13 protein-coding genes are annotated in these 17,064 nt (G+C 72.2%); 9 read left to right on the plus strand and 4 right to left on the minus strand.

Annotated elements, in window-relative coordinates; all coding sequences use genetic code 11:
• Positions 1-230: 230 nt before the first annotated feature.
• On the minus strand, positions 231-1,778 hold the full coding sequence (locus F1615_RS00315; protein WP_149546785.1) for an MFS transporter: 1,548 nt from the start codon (positions 1,776-1,778) through the stop codon (positions 231-233).
• Between the two features lie 185 nt (positions 1,779-1,963).
• Here F1615_RS00315 and F1615_RS00320 point away from each other — a divergent pair, with 185 nt between their 5' ends.
• From F1615_RS00320 to F1615_RS00330, 3 genes are all read left to right on the plus strand, one after another.
• Positions 1,964-2,587: a TetR/AcrR family transcriptional regulator gene (locus F1615_RS00320; RefSeq protein WP_149546786.1), complete on the plus strand. Its 624-nt coding sequence runs from the start codon at positions 1,964-1,966 to the stop codon at positions 2,585-2,587.
• A gap of 81 nt (positions 2,588-2,668) precedes the next feature.
• On the plus strand, positions 2,669-3,370 hold the full coding sequence (locus F1615_RS00325) for a ribonuclease HII (protein WP_149546787.1): 702 nt from the start codon (positions 2,669-2,671) through the stop codon (positions 3,368-3,370).
• Between the two features lie 67 nt (positions 3,371-3,437).
• Positions 3,438-4,067 (plus strand): hypothetical protein, encoded by a 630-nt coding sequence (locus tag F1615_RS00330; RefSeq protein WP_149546788.1) that lies wholly within the window; start codon positions 3,438-3,440, stop codon positions 4,065-4,067.
• A gap of 213 nt (positions 4,068-4,280) precedes the next feature.
• On the opposite strand, the gene F1615_RS00335 is transcribed toward F1615_RS00330, so the two are convergent.
• Complete coding sequence (locus F1615_RS00335) at positions 4,281-4,895, minus strand: hypothetical protein (RefSeq protein WP_149546789.1); 615 nt, start codon at positions 4,893-4,895, stop codon at positions 4,281-4,283.
• Between the two features lie 213 nt (positions 4,896-5,108).
• Complete coding sequence (locus F1615_RS00340; RefSeq protein ID WP_149546790.1) at positions 5,109-7,274, minus strand: RecQ family ATP-dependent DNA helicase; 2,166 nt, start codon at positions 7,272-7,274, stop codon at positions 5,109-5,111.
• Positions 7,275-7,426: 152 nt separating this feature from the next.
• Between F1615_RS00340 and F1615_RS00345 the strand changes: the two genes are divergently transcribed.
• The 6 genes from F1615_RS00345 (at position 7,427) to F1615_RS00370 (ending at position 16,335) form a co-directional block, all read left to right on the plus strand.
• The gene (locus tag F1615_RS00345) at positions 7,427-9,103 is read left to right on the plus strand and encodes a DUF4192 domain-containing protein (RefSeq protein ID WP_149546791.1); all 1,677 of its coding nucleotides are present in this window, start codon (positions 7,427-7,429) and stop codon (positions 9,101-9,103) included.
• A 461-nt stretch (positions 9,104-9,564) separates the two neighbouring features.
• Positions 9,565-10,323 carry an NUDIX hydrolase gene (locus tag F1615_RS00350; RefSeq protein ID WP_149546792.1) on the plus strand — a complete coding sequence of 253 codons (759 nt, stop codon included), beginning with the start codon at positions 9,565-9,567 and terminating at the stop codon, positions 10,321-10,323.
• A 107-nt stretch (positions 10,324-10,430) separates the two neighbouring features.
• Complete coding sequence (locus tag F1615_RS00355) at positions 10,431-12,338, plus strand: ATP-binding cassette domain-containing protein (RefSeq protein WP_149546793.1); 1,908 nt, start codon at positions 10,431-10,433, stop codon at positions 12,336-12,338.
• Positions 12,339-12,501: 163 nt separating this feature from the next.
• Positions 12,502-13,389: a FadR/GntR family transcriptional regulator gene (locus tag F1615_RS00360; RefSeq protein ID WP_149546794.1), complete on the plus strand. Its 888-nt coding sequence runs from the start codon at positions 12,502-12,504 to the stop codon at positions 13,387-13,389.
• Positions 13,390-13,820: 431 nt separating this feature from the next.
• A complete protein-coding gene (locus tag F1615_RS00365) occupies positions 13,821-15,347 on the plus strand; it encodes an RNA polymerase sigma factor (protein ID WP_149546795.1) in 1,527 nt (508 codons plus the stop codon).
• 154 nt (positions 15,348-15,501) lie between these two features.
• Positions 15,502-16,335, plus strand: coding sequence for a S1 family peptidase (locus tag F1615_RS00370; RefSeq protein WP_149546796.1), 834 nt, complete (start codon positions 15,502-15,504; stop codon positions 16,333-16,335).
• Positions 16,336-16,480: 145 nt separating this feature from the next.
• Here F1615_RS00370 and F1615_RS00375 read toward each other — a convergent pair whose 3' ends face one another.
• A complete protein-coding gene (locus F1615_RS00375; RefSeq protein WP_149546797.1) occupies positions 16,481-16,708 on the minus strand; it encodes a DUF7455 domain-containing protein in 228 nt (75 codons plus the stop codon).
• Positions 16,709-17,064: the final 356 nt, after the last annotated feature.

Consider the following 17,064-nt stretch of genomic DNA (forward strand, 5'->3'; position numbering starts at 1 on the left):
GTCCAGGCATCCACCGTGTGAGGTATGAGGCCTGACACGCGCAGGGGTGTCTGCCGGGCGGCGACGGATCGGAGAGAGGGGCGGGTGCGGTGATCACGAACGCATGGCTCGCCGTGCTGCTCACGCTGAGGGCCGTCGTGGTGCGGCTCGCGGGCCTGCCCGGCGCTCTCCGGCCGACTCCCGTGACGTCGGCCGGAGAACCGCCGGGCCGCTCCGGAGGTGTTCCCCGCTCAGCCCATGCCGGGTCCGGCCGAGCCGGACAGCGCCTCCAGGTCGCTCTTGCGGACCCGTATGACGAACCACGCGGTGGCCACGGCGAGCACGGCCATCGCGGCGGCCGGGACGAAGGCCGTGGAGATTCCCTCGGTGAGCACCTCGTGTCCCCAGGGCGCGGGCAGTTGCTGGGTCTGGGCGAACTCCGCCTTCTGTTCCGCCGTTCCCTCGGCGAGGAAGCCCGGGACCTGCTTCTCCGCCTCGTCCCTGCTGGCCGTGCCGAAGACGGTCGTCAGCAGGGCCAGGCCCACCGACCCACCCACCTGCTGGGTCGCGTTGAGGAGTCCGGAGGCCGCGCCTGCCTCGTGCCGGGCCACCCCGGAGACCGCGGTGAGGGTCAGCGTCACGAAGTTCAGGCCCATGCCGAAACCGAAGATCAGCATCGGGCCGAGGATGCCGCTGACGTAGGAGCTGTCGGAGCTGATCAGCGTCTGCCAGGCCAGTCCGGTCGCGGCGAGCGCCGAACCGATGAGCATGAACCGCTTGGGTCCGAAGACCGGGAGGAACCGCTGGGACAGGCCGGCCCCGAGCGCGATCACGACCGTCACCGGCAGGAAGGCGAGGCCGGCCTCGATCGGGCTGTAGCCGAGCACGTTCTGCACGAAGAGGACGATGTAGAAGAACATGCCGAACATCGCCGCGGCGAGGCTGAGCATGATCACATACGTGCCCGAGCGGTTGCGGTCGGCGAACATCCGCAGTGGGGTGATCGGTTCCCTGGCCCGGGACTCGATCAGCGCGAAGGCCGCCAGCAGCACGACGGCGGCCGTGAAGGAGCCGATGGTCAGACTGTCCCGCCAGCCTGCCTCCGCCGCGCGGATGAAGCCGTAGACGAGGGAGGCCATACCGGCCGTCGAGGTCACCGCGCCCGCGATGTCGAAACGGCCGGTGTGCCGCTCGGACTCGTTGATGTACATCGGCGTGAGGACGGCGATCAGTACGCCGATCGGCACGTTGACGAAGAGCACCCACCGCCAGTCGAGCCACTCGGTGAGCATGCCTCCCGCGAGCAGGCCGATGGCGCCGCCGCCCGCGGAGACCGCGGCGAAGACACCGAAGGCACGGTTGCGCTCGGGCCCTTCCGGGAACGTGGTGGTGATGAGCGCGAGCGAGGTGGGCGAGGCGATCGCACCGCCCACACCCTGCAGGACGCGCGCGGCCAGCAACTGCCACGGTTCCTGGGCGAACCCGCCGAGCAGCGAGGCGAGGGTGAACAGCAGGATGCCGGTCATGAAGACACGGCGGCGGCCGAGGATGTCGCCCGCGCGGCCGCCGAGCAGCAGCAGGCCGCCGAAGGTCAGGGTGTAGGCGCTGACCACCCAGGTGAGGTCGGTGGTGCTGAACTGGAGAGCGTTCTGGATGTGCGGCAGGGCGATGTTCACAATCGTCGCGTCGAGTACCACCATGAGCTGGCAGGCCGCGATGACGGTGAGCGCGATGCCGGGGTGCCCGTCCCGGCGGGCCGCTCCTGGCTTGTGATCCTGAATCAACGGAGAGGTGGTCACTATGGGTCCCCCACACGAGAGCGTCAGTGAACGCTCGCGTTCACTGTTGCGTCAACCGTAGGAGTCCTCGACAGTGAACGCAAGCGTTCACTTAATGTCGCCGTCCGGTGCGTCCCCCTCAGCCGCCGCGCGGTCGTGCTTCATCCCCGAAATGCCCGCTTCGTCTGCTCGTTGGAGAGAGTCCGATGGTTACTTCGAGCAGGGCGGTCGCCCACGCTCAGACGGCCGCTTCCCGTCGCCGCGGCGCCGTACTGGAACGCGCGATCCTCGACGCCGCCCTGGAGCAGCTCAGCACGGTCGGCTGGAACGGCCTGACCATGGAGGGCGTCGCCGCGGGCGCCCAGACCGGAAAGGCCGCCGTCTACCGGCGCTGGCCGTCCAAGGAGGACCTCGTCGCGGACGCCCTGCGGGCCGGGTTGCCGGACTTCGACGCGGTACCGGACCGCGGAAGCGTGCGCGACGACTTGCTGGACCTGTGCCTGCGGGCGCGCGACGCGATGTTCTCCCGGTCGGGGTCCGCGCTGCGCTCGGTCATTCACGAATGCGACACCGTGCAGGCCGAGCGCTTCCATGCCGTCATCTTCGACGGTGTCGTGGAACCCACCCTCGCGATGCTCCGAGAGGTGATCGAGCGTGGAATCGAGCGGGGAGAGGTGCGTCCCGACGCGGCGAACGGCTATGTCTTCGACGCCGTCCCGGCCATGATGATGTACCGCTCGAAGATGTGCGGCAGCGAATGGGCGGACGTCGACGTGGAGCAGATGATCGACCAGTTGATGGTCCCGCTGCTGCGGCGCAGCGGCTCCTGACCGGGTACCGCGCAGACGCCGTCGCCGCTCGGGGAACCGGGGTGTCGCGGGCCGCGCGGGGCGGCGTACGCTAAGGGCGCCATGCCGTACGAACCGCCTACTCACACCGTCGAGCGCTCCCTCCGCGCCACGACCGGAGCGAAGATCGTTGCAGGTGTCGACGAGGTGGGGCGCGGCGCGTGGGCCGGCCCCGTCACCGTCTGCGCGGCGATCACCGGACTGCGCAGGCCCCCGCAGGGCCTCACCGACTCCAAGCTCCTCACCGTCAAGCGGCGCACCCAACTCGCCGAGACGCTGCGGACCTGGGTGACCTCGTACGCCCTCGGGCACGCGTCCCCCGAGGAGATCGACGACCTGGGGATGACCGCCGCGCTGCGCCTGGCGGCGGTGCGCGCGCTGGACGCGCTCCCGGTCCGGCCCGACGCGGTGATCCTCGACGGAAAGCACAACTACCTCGGCTCGCCCTGGCAGGTCCGTACCGTCATCAAGGGCGACCAGTCGTGCGTGGCGGTCGCGGCGGCCTCGGTGATCGCCAAGGTGCAGCGCGACAAAATGATGGCCGAACTGGCCATCGACCATGCAGACTTCGGTTTTGCGGACAACGCCGGGTATCCGTCGCCCGTGCACAAGGCCGCACTGGAGGTCCGGGGACCCACTCCGCACCACCGGTTGTCGTGGGCGTATCTTGATGCGCTGCCCCAGTGGCGGCACCTCAAGAAGGTCCGCACCTGGACGGACGGGCGCGTTCCGGAGATCGAGGGTCAGCTCGGCTTCGATTTCTGACGAACCGCTCGCACGAATGTGCCACCCGACGGCGCGTGTCGTACCGACGTTTGATAAAAATCAGCTCATGCCTCTCCTTCCCGAGGAGCCTCAGATTCACGAGAGTGCCCAGGGTCCCCGCGCCACGCCGGCCAGCGGCCGCACCGCGCCGACCCCCCGTCCCGTACCCGGTCCCCGCCCCGCGGTTCCGTCACGTCCCGGTCGTCCCGGCCCGCCGCGGCCCGCGCCGCCGGTGCAGCGTGCGCCGCGCGACGCGGCTCCCGCGGCCGAACCCGCTCCCGCGGACCGGCCCGCCCCCGCTGCGGCCACCCCGCAGATCCAGCTGATCCCGGCCTCGGCCCAGGGGGCGCTCGACGCCGCCGAGGAGGCCGTGGACCTGCTGCTGGACTCGGGCCGCGCCCCCGGCGACGTGCTGGTGGTCACCACCGGCGAGCCGCACCCGTGGGCCACCCACGAACTGTCCTTCGGTGAGGCCTCCTACTGGGCCCAGCACGACGCCGGGGACGACGTCTTCTACACGGACGCCCAGGTCGCGGACCGTGCCGGGGCGCGGCCCGTGGTCGTGGTCGCCGTCAACGGCGGTCCCGAGTCGGCGGCCGTCTCCGCCCTGTCGGCGGCGCACGCCCGGGCCCGCGCCCTGCTGATCGTTTGCGGCGAGCCGCAGCGCATCAACTCGGTGCTGGGCGCGGCTGTCTGAGCCGGCGGTTCGGGGTCCGGCCGGACCCCGGGGGTGACGCGGACGCCGTGCTTGCGGCATCCGCACGGCCCGCGCCCCGGCATGCCCGGGTCGCGGGAAGTGCCGATGCCCGCAGCCTCCGTCCCGGCCGGGACGGGCGCCGTGGGCACGCACCCGCGCCGTCCCGCGATCCGGCCGGCGGACCCGTGCGGTCCGGGCCTCCGCCCCGCGAGTTCAGCGTGCCGCCGCGCGGCGCAGTACCTCCGACGCGGCACCGCCGGTGCGCGGTATCCGCGGCGGTGCCTCGGACATGGCGAACGGCTCCGGTGCCGAGCCGGCGCTGGGGTGGCGGCCACCACGCCCCTCGCCGAGGACCTGCCAGCCGTCACGGGTCAGCGTGATGTACGCCCCGCAACGCAGCCCGTGCAGGGTGCAGGCGTCCCGCAGCCCCCACATCCAGGCGCCGTCCTCCTCCGTCCAACGGGCGTCGCCGTCACGGCAGTAGAGCAGCACGGCGGTGCGCACCGGAGTGCGGCGCCGCAGGTCGTGCGGGATGACCCGGCGCAACTGGGCCAGCAGCACGTTGCGGAACATCCAGCCGTCCGCCGAGGCGGCGCGGCGGGTGAACGAGGCGCTGGCGCAGACCCGTTCGTCGGGATCGAGCACGGCGACGACCGCGGTCGCCGGACCGGGGTGGTGCCGGGCGTGCAGTCCGCTGACGACCTCGCGCGGACTGCGCAGCAGCGGGATTCCCGCGGCGGCCCACTCCGCGGGCTCGAGCACACGGGTGGCGGAAGCGGCGGACGTCGACAGCGATGCCGCCGAGGACGGAGCGAATCCGAAGGTCACGGTCCTCCCTTCGGCTACGCCCAGACTGCGGGCGGGGTCGGATTCGGGGGAGCGCGCACGCAACAGAGCCCTACCTGATCGGCGGGCGAGCCGTGCGGGTGCGGACTTCAATTCTTCCTGTCGAACTTGGATGCGGCAACGAGCAATTGGGGCAGCGGACCGGTATCGGGTGATCCACGGTTAATATCCCCACCCATCGGGTGCGCCGAACCGTCAGCCCTGTACGGCGAGCACCAGCGGCAGCACACCCTGTGCACCGGCCCGCCGCAGCAGACGCGTTGCGACCGCGAGTGTCCAGCCCGTCTCGGTGTAGTCGTCCACGAGCAGAACCGGGCCCTGGGCCTGTGCGAGCGCGGCGGCGAGGTCGGCGGGAACGGTGAGCGCCCCGTCGAGCGCCTTGAGGCGCTGGGCGCTGTTGCTCCGGGAGGCGGGGTGCGCCTCACCCGTGTATGCCACCGACCCGAGCAGCGGCAGCCGGCCGACCTCGGCGATCCGCGCTCCCAGTGAGTGGATCAGCCGGGGCCTGCTGCGGGAGGCGAGGGTCACCACGCCCACCGGCCTGGCCTGGGCTTCCGCCGCCCCCGGAGCCCACCCGCCGGGGCCCTTCGCCCAGTCGGCCAGCACGCCCACCACGGCCTTGGCGACATCGTCCGGCACCGGCCCGTCGGGCGCCTGCGGCGCGAACATCGGACGCAGCCGGTTGCCCCAGCCGATGTCCGACAGACGCCCCAGCGCCCTGCCCTGCGCCGCCTGTTCGCCCGCCGGGATACGGCCCTTGAGGTCCATGCCGATCGCGGGGAGCCCGGTGGGCCACATCCGCCGGGGCTCCACCTCCACACCCGCCCGGCCGAGATCCACGCGGGCCGCCTCAAGCGCGGTGGCGGAGGCCTCGGCGGTGTACCGGGCGCCCGCGCAGTTGTCGCAGCGCCCGCAGGGCTTGGCGCCCTCGTCGTCCAACTGGCGCTGCAGGAACTCCATCCGGCACTCCGTGCTCGCCGCGTACTCGCGCATCGCCTGCTGTTCGGTCTTGCGCTGCCGCGCCACCCACGCATACCGCTCGGCGTCGTACGTCCACGGCTGCCCGGTCGCGATCCAGCCGCCCTTGACCCGCTTCACCGCCCCGTCCACGTCGAGCACCTTGAGCATGGTCTCCAGCCGGGAGCGGCGCAGCTCCACCAGCGGCTCGAGGGCCGGCAGCGACAGGGGCCGCTCCGCGCGCGCGAGGACGTCGAGCGTGCGGCGCACCAGATCCTCGGAGGGGAAGGCGAGCGACGCGAAGTACTCCCAGATCGCCTCGTCCTCCTTGCCCGGCAGGAGCAACACCTCGGCATGCCGGACACCGCGTCCGGCGCGCCCGACCTGCTGGTAGTAGGAGATGGGGGAGGACGGGGAGCCGAGATGCACCACGAAGCCCAGGTCGGGCTTGTCGAACCCCATACCGAGAGCGGAGGTGGCGACCAGGGCCTTCACCTTGTTGGCGAGCAGGTCCTCCTCGGCCTGCTGCCGCTCGGCGTTCTCCGTCCTGCCGGTGTAGGAGGTGACGGTGTGCCCGCGCTGCCTCAGGAAAGCCGTGACCTCCTCGGCGGCGGCCACGGTCAGCGTGTAGACGATCCCCGAGCCCGGCAGCTCGTCCAGATGATCGGCGAGCCAGGCCATCCGGTGCGCGGCATCGGGCAGGCGCAGCACGCTCAGGCTGAGACTCTCCCGGTCCAGCGGGCCCCGCAGCACCAGCGCATCCGACGAACCTCCCGTGCCCAGCTGTTCCGCGACGTCGGCGGTGACGCGGGCGTTGGCGGTGGCGGTGGTGGCGAGAACGGGTACGCCGTCCGGGAGGTCGACGAGCATGGTGCGCAGCCGGCGGTAGTCCGGGCGGAAGTCGTGCCCCCAGTCGGAGATGCAGTGCGCCTCGTCGACCACGAGGAGTCCGGTCGCGGCGGAGAGCCTGGGCAGCACCTGGTCACGGAAGTCCGGGTTGTTCAGCCGCTCCGGACTCACCAGCAGCACGTCCACGTCCCCTGCGGCGATCTCCCCTTGGATGGAGTCCCACTCCTCGCTGTTGGAGGAGTTGATGGTCCGGGCGTGGATTCCGGCTCGGGCCGCTGCCTCCACCTGGTTGCGCATGAGCGCCAGGAGCGGGGACACGATCACGGTGGGGCCGCTGCCCTGTGCCCGCAGCAGCGACGTGGCCACGAAGTAGACGGCGGACTTGCCCCACCCCGTGCGCTGGACGACCAGCGCCCGGCGCTTGTCGGCGACCAGTGCCTCGATCGCCCGCCACTGGTCCTCGCGCAGCCGGGCCTCGCCCGAGGCGTCCCCGACGAGACGGGCGAGGACCGCGTCCGCGGCCGCCCGGAGATCCGTGTTGCTCGTGTGCTCCATGGATCCCATACAACAGGACGGCACCGACATCCGGTCGGCTGCGAGGGGGACAGCAGGTGGGACGTCCGGTTCCTCCCGCCGAGTGACATGCCCCTGATCCGACTTATCCACAGGAAGAACCGGAATGTCACAATCTGCGAGATCGTCTCGGCATGACGAACCACAGCGAGACCACTGGGTCCCCCGAAAACCATGGCATCGCGGGAGACGGCGGGCACGAGTGCGCCGGCCTGCCGCGGCGTGACCGGCCCCCGGGCCCGGAAGACATCGCCCGCACCGCGTACGACAGCCACGGCGACGAACAGCAGGTCACCCTGCGCTCCCCGGCCGAGCTCGCCGACGCCCTGCCCTACCTCCTCGGCTACCGTCCCGAGGACAGCATCGTGCTGGTCGCCCTGCACGAGAAGGACGGACGCGCCCGGTTCGGCGGCCGTGCCCGTCTCGGCATCCCCGCCAACGCGGACGACTGGCCCTCCGCCGCCCGGCAACTGGCCCACGGCCTGGTGACGGGCAGCGAGCGCAGGGGCGCCCGGCCCGAGCAGATGGTCGTCTTCCTCTGCCGCGAGCCGGGCGCAGGCGAGTCCGGCCGGCAGGTCAGGGAGCGGCTGGGCCCGCTCGCCCACGCCCTGCGCCTGGAGTGCGGCGCCCTGGACATCCCGGTCGTGGAGGCCCTGTGCGTCTCGGACGGCCGCTTCTGGTCGTACTGCTGTGACGACCAGGGCTGCTGTCCGGCCGAGGGGACACCGCTGGGCCTGCCCGGCACCTCGGTGCTGGCCGCCGCCGCCACCTATGCCGGGCTCCAGATCCGCGGCACCCTGCGCGAACTGCGGGCCCGGCTCCTTCCGCGGGAGAGCTCCGCCGCCCGCGAACAGGAGCGCGCCCTGGACGCCGCCGGCATGACGCTGGTCCCCAGGATGCTCGACGCGGCCGGCTGCCATGAGGTCGCCGGGGAGACACTGGGGCTGGCGGAGCGGGTCATGGGCCGCCTCGCCGGCGCCCCGCCCGCGTCCGGCGTGCTCCCGGCGGATCTGCGGGACGACGACCTGCTCGGGCACGACGAGGCGGCCACACTCATCCTCGGTCTGCAGGACCGCACGACCCGCGACCGCGCCGCCGAGTGGATGGAGGGCGACGACGCGGGCCCGGCCCTCCGCCTGTGGCGGGCCCTGGCACGCCGCTGTGTCGGACCGTACGGCGAACACGCCGCGGCGCCCCTCACCCTCGCCGGGTGGGTCGCCTGGTCCACCGGTGACGAGCTGGAGGCCCGGGAAGCCCTTGCCCTGGCCCTGGCCGCCGACCCCGACTACCTCTTCGCCCGTCTGCTGCATCAGGCGTGCAACCAGGGCCTCGACCCGGAGTCGGTCCGCCGCTGCCTGCGGGCCGAACGCGAGGGCCGCGGGAAGGCGGAGCCCGGCGAGCCGGCCATGGGCGCGGAACCGCAGAAGGGGGGCGACGACGAACCTCCGTCCGCCGGACCGGCGCTGCCCCGGCCGGCGGCGCCCCCCTTGCCCAGCCGCCGGCGCACCCGCACGGCCGGGACCGGCAGCGGTTCGCCTCGTGGGGTGCGCGCGGAGGGGAGCCGGCCGGGAGGGCGGCTGCCGTATCCGCGGGCGTCGGCGAGGAGCACACGCCCCGGCGGCGGTACCGGGGCCAGGCGTGGAACGCGTCCCGGCGCCGCGCTCCCCGGCACGGCGGGTCCGGGCCTCGAGGGTCGGCGCGGTGCGCCGCGGGGAGGTGACCACGTGCCGGCAGGTCTCCTGGACCCTCGCGCCGAGGGCGAAGGCCCGGGCGCGCGGACCGGTCGTCAGGGCGGCAGCCGGGTCGAGTGAGCGGGGCGGCCGTCTCCGGAAGAGAGGCAGGACGCACAGGGAGCGGGCCACGGGACTGCGGGCGTGACCTACCAGGCCACCTACCCGGCCCCGGGCTCCTGGGCGGCCCCTGTCTGGACTCCGTGGGCCACGACAGAGAGGCGGGCATCGCGCCTGTGAGGCCATCCGGGGGCGGCTGAGGTTCGGTCACCGGCTGCCCGCGATGCGGGCGGGGGAGCAGCCGGCCGAGGGGAGCGCCGCGCGCCGCGGGCGCGCCCTTCTCCGGACGGATGGGCCGGCTCGGTCCCGCCATGGTCGAGGAGGCGGCAGAGGGGCCGCAGCCGGGGGTGTGACGTGGGGCGCCGTGCCCCGCCCGGTCAGGGGACGGCCCGACGGCGGAAGCGCCGGGCCGAAGTGGATCAGTCATCGATGCGACCGGCGAAGGAGGTGTTTATCGTCAGGCAGACGACTATGATCGCGGCATGCCCTACGACCCGTCAGCCTTTCCGCCCTTCGCCGTCACCGTGGACCTGGTCGTGCTGACCGTGCGCCGCCATTCCCTGTGTGCGTTGGCGGTACGCAGGGGCGAGCCGCCGTTCCAGGGGCGCTGGGCGCTCCCCGGCGGCTTCGTCCGGGCAGACGAGGACCTGGCACAGGCCGCGGCCCGGGAACTGGCCGAGGAAACGGGGCTGCGGGTGCACGACCCGGCCGTCCCCGCCCAGGACAACGGCGCCCACCTGGAACAGCTCGCCACCTATGGTGATCCCAAGCGGGACCCCCGCATGCGTGTCGTCAGCGTCGCCCACCTCGCTCTGGCCCCCGACCTGCCGGCTCCCCGGGCGGGCGGCGACGCCAGCAACGCGCGCTGGGCGCCCGTCGAGGAGCTGCTCCAGCAGGGCGGTTACGGCAGGGACGGCGAGCCGGTGGCACCGCTCGCCTTCGATCACGCCCAGATCCTCTCCGACGGGGTGGAGCGCGCCCGCTCCAAGATCGAGTACTCGTCGCTGGCGACGGCCTTCTGTCCGCCCGAGTTCACCGTCGGTGAGCTGCGCCGGGTCTACGAGGCGGTCTGGGGCGTGGCACTCGACCCGCGCAACTTCCACCGCAAGGTGACGGGCACACCGGGCTTCCTGGTCCCCACCGGAGGCACGACCACCCGGCAGGGCGGCCGCCCCGCCCAGCTCTTCCGGGCCGGCGGAGCCACCCTGCTCAACCCCCCGATGCTGCGCCCCGAGGTCTGAGGCGCGGACGCCGGACCGGCCGGCGGACCCTCAAGGGCGACCGTCCCTCGCGGCAGTGAGCCGTGCGGTGACCGAAAAACCCGTTATGGCACGCTATGTTGCATCGCGTGATCCAGGCCATCGGACTGACCAGCAACCCCCGCAAAGAGCTCCCGCCCGCCGTCGACGACGTCTCCTTCGAGGCGCACGCGGGCCGCGTCACCGCGTTGCTCGGCGCACCGGGCGCCGGCAAGACGACGGCGCTCGGGCTGATGCTCGAACTCCAACGCGGCCGCGGCGTCACCTACTTCAGAGGCCGGCCCCTGCACCGCATCCCTCATCCCGCCCGCGAGGTCGGCGTGTTGCTGGGGGACGTACCGGGCCACCCCGCCCGCTCCGTCCGCGGGCATCTGCGCATGCTGTGCGCCGCCTCCGGCGTGCCGGGCCGACGTGCGGACGAAGTCCTCGAAGCGGTCGGGCTCGTGAGCCTGCGCGACGAACGCCTCGGCGTCCTGTCGCGCGGCATGGACCGTCGGCTGGGCCTGGCCTGCGCGCTGCTGCCGGACCCGCACACACTCGTGCTCGACGACCCCGCCCGCGGGCTCTCCGCCGGGGAAAAGAACTGGCTGCACGGCATGCTCCGGGCACACGCGGCCCAGGGCGGCACGGTCCTGTGGGCCACGGCGGACGCGAAGGAGGCGGCGCGGATCGCGGACCACGTCGTCACGCTGGAGCGCGGAAGGCTCGTCGCCGACCAGGACGCCGCGGACTTCTCCCGCACCCGGCTGCGCCCCCGTGTGGCCGTCCGCAGCCCGCACGCCGCCCGCCTCTCCGTGCTGCTCGCGCAGGAGGCCCGCTCCGCACAGCGGTCCGTGGAAGTCGTGCGGGAGGGCGGCAACCGCCTCTGTGTCTACGGCAGTACCTGCGCGGACATCGGCGAGACCGCGTTCCGCAACGGCATCGTCGTCCACCGACTGGCGGACGAAGTAGGGGACATGGGGCCCGGCGCCGGGGCGGCCGAAGAGGCCGCGGGCGCACCGGAACCCCCGTCGGACACCCCACGGCCGGCCGCCGCCCCTCCCCGCCACCCCGTTGTCCCGGCCGGTGAGGAGTCCCTCACGCCCGTGCACCGTGACGGGAACACGCCGGAGGCGGCCGACGCCGAGGACGTCCCGCCGGACCCCGTGCGCCGCCCGCGCCTGGCCGGCCGGACGCCCCGCGCCGACCGCGCCCTCACCGCCGGGGCCGACCTGCCACCGCCCATCTCCGTCCGCCCCGCGCCCAGGCCCCTCCGCCCCGTCCGCTACGAGATCCGGCGCGCCACGGGCGTCGCGACGGGGTTCCTCGTCGGGGCCGGTGTGCTCGTCGTGTCCGCGCTCACCGCCGTACTGCTGGCACGCGTGGGGCACACCCCGCAGCCGCGCCTGCTGGCCGCCTGGCCCGAGGAGTTGCCGCTGCCGCCCGCGGCGCTGGGAGCGGGACTGCTCGGGGCGCTGGCCTTCGGCGACGAGTTCCGCCACCCCGCGCTGGCGGCGGACCGCGGCACCGTGCCCCGGCGGTTGGGGCTGCTCACCGCCAAACTCCTCGTCGCCTCGGCCACCGCGCTGGTGCTGGCCGTCCTGACCGTCGGATGCGACGCCGAACTGCTCTACCTCGTCTACGGCCGGGAGGTCGTCCAGGTTCCCGCCGACTGGCTCCCGCTGAGTGCGGCCTGGCTCGGACTGGTGACGGGATGCGCCTGCGCCGGCGTCCTCGCCGCGGGCGTCTTCCGGTCCACCACCGCGGGGCTGGCCGCGGTCGTCGCCGTGCCCCTCCTCGTCGTACCGCTCGTGCAGAAGGTGATGGAAGGGCCGTCCGTGCGCGCCCCGGCGCCGTTCGCGGGGCGACTGCCGCTTCGGTGGCCCTTCGGCGGCGAGCGCCACCTGGACGTGGTGCTGCGCCTGGTCGCCCAACCCGTGGGCGGGGCTCTGGCGTTGTCGCTGGGGGCGCTGCTCTGCGCGTACCTGCTCACGGGTCTGCGGAGCAGGGTCCGATGATGACCGACCGTGAACACATCGGCCCGTTCGTGCCCACAACTCCCCGTTTTATGCACACTTCTTTCCGATAAGGCGTCAATTGCGACGGGGTGAGCGATCACCCTTTCGTGTGCTTTTCACCAAAGACCTCAAGGGAGTTGGAAACGGCGCCGACAAAGGATGCGTGAGTACCCTTGCGCACACCATGATGACCGCCGCCCGCTCCGCAGACTCCGGCCTCGCGAACCCGGGCGAACTCGACCGCTACCCCTATGCGGAGACGCCCGCCGCCGACCGCGTCGGCGCCCCTGTCTGGGACGGGGCGGATCCGGAGCTGGGCCGCGTGAGCCGGCGGGCCACGAGCAGCCGTGGACGCGGACTGCACGGCCAGCTCGTCCAGCAGTTGGGACAGATGATCGTCTCCGGGGACCTGGGCGCCGACCGGCCGCTGGTCCCGGAGGAGATCGGCCAGCGCTTCGAGGTCTCCCGCACCGTCGTCCGCGAGTCGCTCCGCGTCCTGGAGGCCAAGGGCCTGGTCAGCGCCCGGCCGAACGTGGGCACGCGCGTGCGCCCCGTCAGCGACTGGAACCTCCTCGATCCGGACATCATCGAGTGGCGGGCCTTCGGGCCGCAGCGGGACAACCAGCGGCGCGAGCTCAGCGAGCTGCGCTGGACGATCGAGCCGCTCGCCGCCCGCCTGGCGGCCGGCCACGGGCGGGAGGACGTCCAGCAGCGCCTGTCCGACATGGTGGAGATCATGGGCCACGCCCTGGGGCAGGGTGACGCGCTGACGTTCGCGCGGGCGGACGCCGAGTTCCACTCCCTGCTCATCCAGGTCGCGGGCAACCGGATGCTGGAGCACCTCTCCGGGATCGTGTCCGCCGCGCTGCAGGTCTCGGGCGGCCCGGTCACGGGCTGTGAGCGGCCGAACGAGAGCTCGCTGACCCACCACGCCCGGATCGTCGACGCCCTCGGCGGCGGCGACGGCGCGGCGGCCGAGGCGGCCATGCGGCAACTCCTCACGGTCCATCCCGAGGTGGAACGCGTGGTGCCCGCGCCGCGCGAGCACTGATCGCGTTCCGCGGACGGCGCGGTGCGGCATGCCATCCCCCTCCTGTGGCAGCGCCCCACCAGTGATCCGTCCCCCCGTCGGACCCTGTGGGATCGTCGAAGATCCCGCGGGGTCCGACGCGGCAAAAAGGGTAGAAGAGTCCCGGGGAGACGACCTCCTCGCCCCTGGGTGAACGCTTTTTTACCTGTATGACTGCTTCTGTTCGCTTACGGGGTGTGACTCGGGCCACGCGAATTGGGCGTAACGCTCCCGGGAACAACGCGATGACCTAAGAGGTGACAGCCGCGGAGGGAATACGGACGCCGAGCATGGCGCTGTGCATCTTCCCCGGCCCCCGCCCGCACCGTCGGCCCATCCCCAAGCCGGCGGTCGGCTCCTGTCCACTGTGGACGGGGCCGGAAGCCGTTTTCCAACGTTCCGAGAGGTTGTTCGTGTCGGCCAGCACATCCCGTACGCTCCCGCCGGAGATCGCCGAGTCCGTCTCTGTCATGGCGCTCATTGAGCGGGGAAAGGCTGAGGGGCAGATCGCCGGCGATGACGTGCGTCGGGCCTTCGAAGCTGACCAGATTCCGGCCACTCAGTGGAAGAACGTACTGCGCAGCCTCAACCAGATCCTCGAGGAAGAGGGTGTGACGCTGATGGTCAGTGCCGCAGAGCCCAAGCGCACCCGAAAGAGCGTCGCAGCGAAGAGTCCCGCCAAGCGCACCGCCACCAAGGCGGTCGCGGCCAAGACGGCGACCGCCCGGAAGGCAACCGCTTCCGCCACGCCGACGGAGCCCGCCACCGACCCCGCCGTCGAGGAGGAGGCACCCGCCAGGAAGGCGGCTGCCAAGAAGACCACCGCCAAGAAGGCGACCGCGAAGAAGGCCACGGCCAAGAAGACGGCCGCCAAGAAGACCGCGGGCAAGAAGGACGACGCCGAGCTGGTCGACGAGGAGGTCCTCGAGGAGACCAAGGCGGACGAGCCGGAGGGCGCGGAGAGCGCCGGATTCGTGCTCTCCGACGAGGACGAGGACGACGCGCCGGCCCAGCAGGTCGCCGCCGCCGGCGCCACCGCCGACCCGGTCAAGGACTACCTCAAGCAGATCGGCAAGGTCCCCCTGCTCAACGCCGAGCAGGAGGTCGAGCTCGCCAAGCGCATCGAGGCGGGCCTGTTCGCCGAGGACAAGCTGGCGAACGCCGACAAGCTGGCGCCGAAGCTCAAGCGCGAGCTGGAGATCATCGCCGAGGACGGGCGCCGCGCCAAGAACCACCTGCTGGAGGCCAACCTCCGTCTGGTGGTCTCCCTGGCCAAGCGCTACACCGGCCGCGGCATGCTCTTCCTGGACCTCATCCAGGAGGGCAACCTCGGTCTGATCCGCGCGGTGGAGAAGTTCGACTACACCAAGGGCTACAAGTTCTCCACGTATGCCACGTGGTGGATCCGCCAGGCCATCACCCGCGCGATGGCCGACCAGGCCCGCACCATCCGTATCCCGGTGCACATGGTCGAGGTCATCAACAAGCTCGCGCGCGTGCAGCGCCAGATGCTCCAGGACCTGGGCCGCGAGCCCACCCCGGAGGAGCTGGCCAAGGAGCTCGACATGACCCCGGAGAAGGTCATCGAGGTCCAGAAGTACGGCCGTGAGCCCATCTCGCTGCACACCCCGCTGGGCGAGGACGGCGACAGCGAGTTCGGTGACCTCATCGAGGACTCCGAGGCCGTCGTGCCTGCGGACGCCGTCAGCTTCACGCTCCTGCAGGAGCAGCTGCACTCCGTCCTGGACACCCTGTCCGAGCGCGAGGCGGGCGTCGTCTCCATGCGCTTCGGCCTCACCGACGGTCAGCCGAAGACCCTCGACGAGATCGGCAAGGTGTACGGCGTGACGCGCGAGCGTATCCGCCAGATCGAGTCCAAGACCATGTCGAAGCTGCGCCACCCGTCGCGCTCCCAGGTGCTGCGCGACTACCTCGACTAGGTCGCCCGGTCACGACGCGCAGTCGTGCGCCGCGTCCGCGAAGGCCCGGTTCCCGCCCTCGGGAACCGGGCCTTCGCGCTGCCGCGCGGGTGCGGGCCCGGGCGAGGTCGATCACTCTGGGTGCCTCAGGAGCACCCCAGCGTGAGGAGCGTGCATGCGACGTCGTCTTGCCCGGGCCCTGGCCCGGCCGCTGGCCCTCGCGGCCGCGGGTACCGTCATACCGTTGGCCACGACCGTCCCGGCGGCCGCCGACAGCGTCGTCGTCGGTGGCTTCCCCGTCGATGTTTCGCAGAGTCCGTGGACAGTGGCGCTGTCCAGCCGTGACCGGTTCGGAGGTACGCGAGCGGGACAGTTCTGCGGGGGTGTGGCGGTCGGCCGGACCACCGTGCTCACCGCGGCCCACTGCATGGACAAGGAGGTGCTGGGGGCCTCGCCGGAGCGGGTGCGCGACCTGAGGGTGATAGCGGGGCGCACGGAGCTGCTCTCGGACCGGGGTGAGGAGATCGCCGTACGCGAGACCTGGGTGAACCCGGGCTACGACGGTGCCACCAACTCCGGCGACTTCGCCGTGCTCAGTCTGGCCGAGCCGCTGCCCCCGGGCGCGGTCATAGGCATGGCCGCGGCGGGAGACCCCGCCTACCGGGCGGGTACCGCGGCCACGGTCTACGGGTGGGGGGACACCACGGGGTCCGGCGCCTACGCCGGCAGCCTGCACGCCGCCCGTGTGCGGGTGCAGCCGGACGCGCTCTGCGAGCGCGCGTATCCGGGCGGTTCCGAGGGCACGTACCGCGCCGGGACGATGCTGTGCGCGGGGGAGGTGGCAGGGGGCCGCGACGCCTGCCAGGGGGACAGCGGCGGGCCGCTGGTGGCCCAGGGACGGTTGATAGGCCTCGTGTCCTGGGGGGCCGGCTGCGGCTGGGCGGGCAGCCCAGGGGTCTACACGCGGATCTCCGACGTCCTGCGGACGCTCGGGTGGTCCCAGGCCTGAGCGGTACCGGCAGGGCGTCTGTGGGGCCCTGGACGGGTTTCAGGTGTGGGTGGGTACGAGAAGACGGGCGACCGTCTCCTCCGCGGAGGAGACGGTCGCCCGTTCGCCGACCTGTGCCGGGCTGCTCGTCGTCGGACGCGAGGTGTCAGCGCTCTTCTTCGGGGGCGGGCGCGGGAGCGGTGAGCCGCTCCGACTCGTCCTGTATCTCAGCGGCGATCTTCTTGAGTTCCGGCTCGAACTTGCGACCGTGGTGGGCGCAGAAGAGCAGTTCTCCGCCGCTCAGCAGGACGACGCGCAGGTATGCCTGGGCGCCGCAGCGGTCGCAGCGATCGGCGGCCGTCAGCGGGCTCGCGGGGGTCAGAACAGTAGTCACGTCGCCTCTTCTCTAGCTCGACGAGCTGTCGTACCAGGGTCAACATCCAACCAGCCCCAAAACGTTCCCGCTCGTGGCTTCTCTTCGGAAAAATCTTCCGAAGTGGGTGGCTGTTGCCGGTTGGCGGCGAATGTGCCGTAGTGCGTGTCTGGTGTGTCGTACGGATTCGCGTTCGTATCGGTGGTCGGCCCTCCCGGCTGGGTTGCCGGTTGTTCATGAGGACGTGCCCGGAGCCTAAATGGTTCATGCCTGGAAGGGAACGTGATGTGTGCTTCACTCCATCGAGGGATCGAACACGCATACGACTCTCGACTAGGGTGGGCACGGACGAGGGTGGCGTTACAACGGCTCTACCA

The organism is Streptomyces marokkonensis (assembly GCF_008312835.1).
Taxonomy (GTDB): Bacteria; Actinomycetota; Actinomycetes; order Streptomycetales; family Streptomycetaceae; genus Streptomyces; species Streptomyces marokkonensis_A.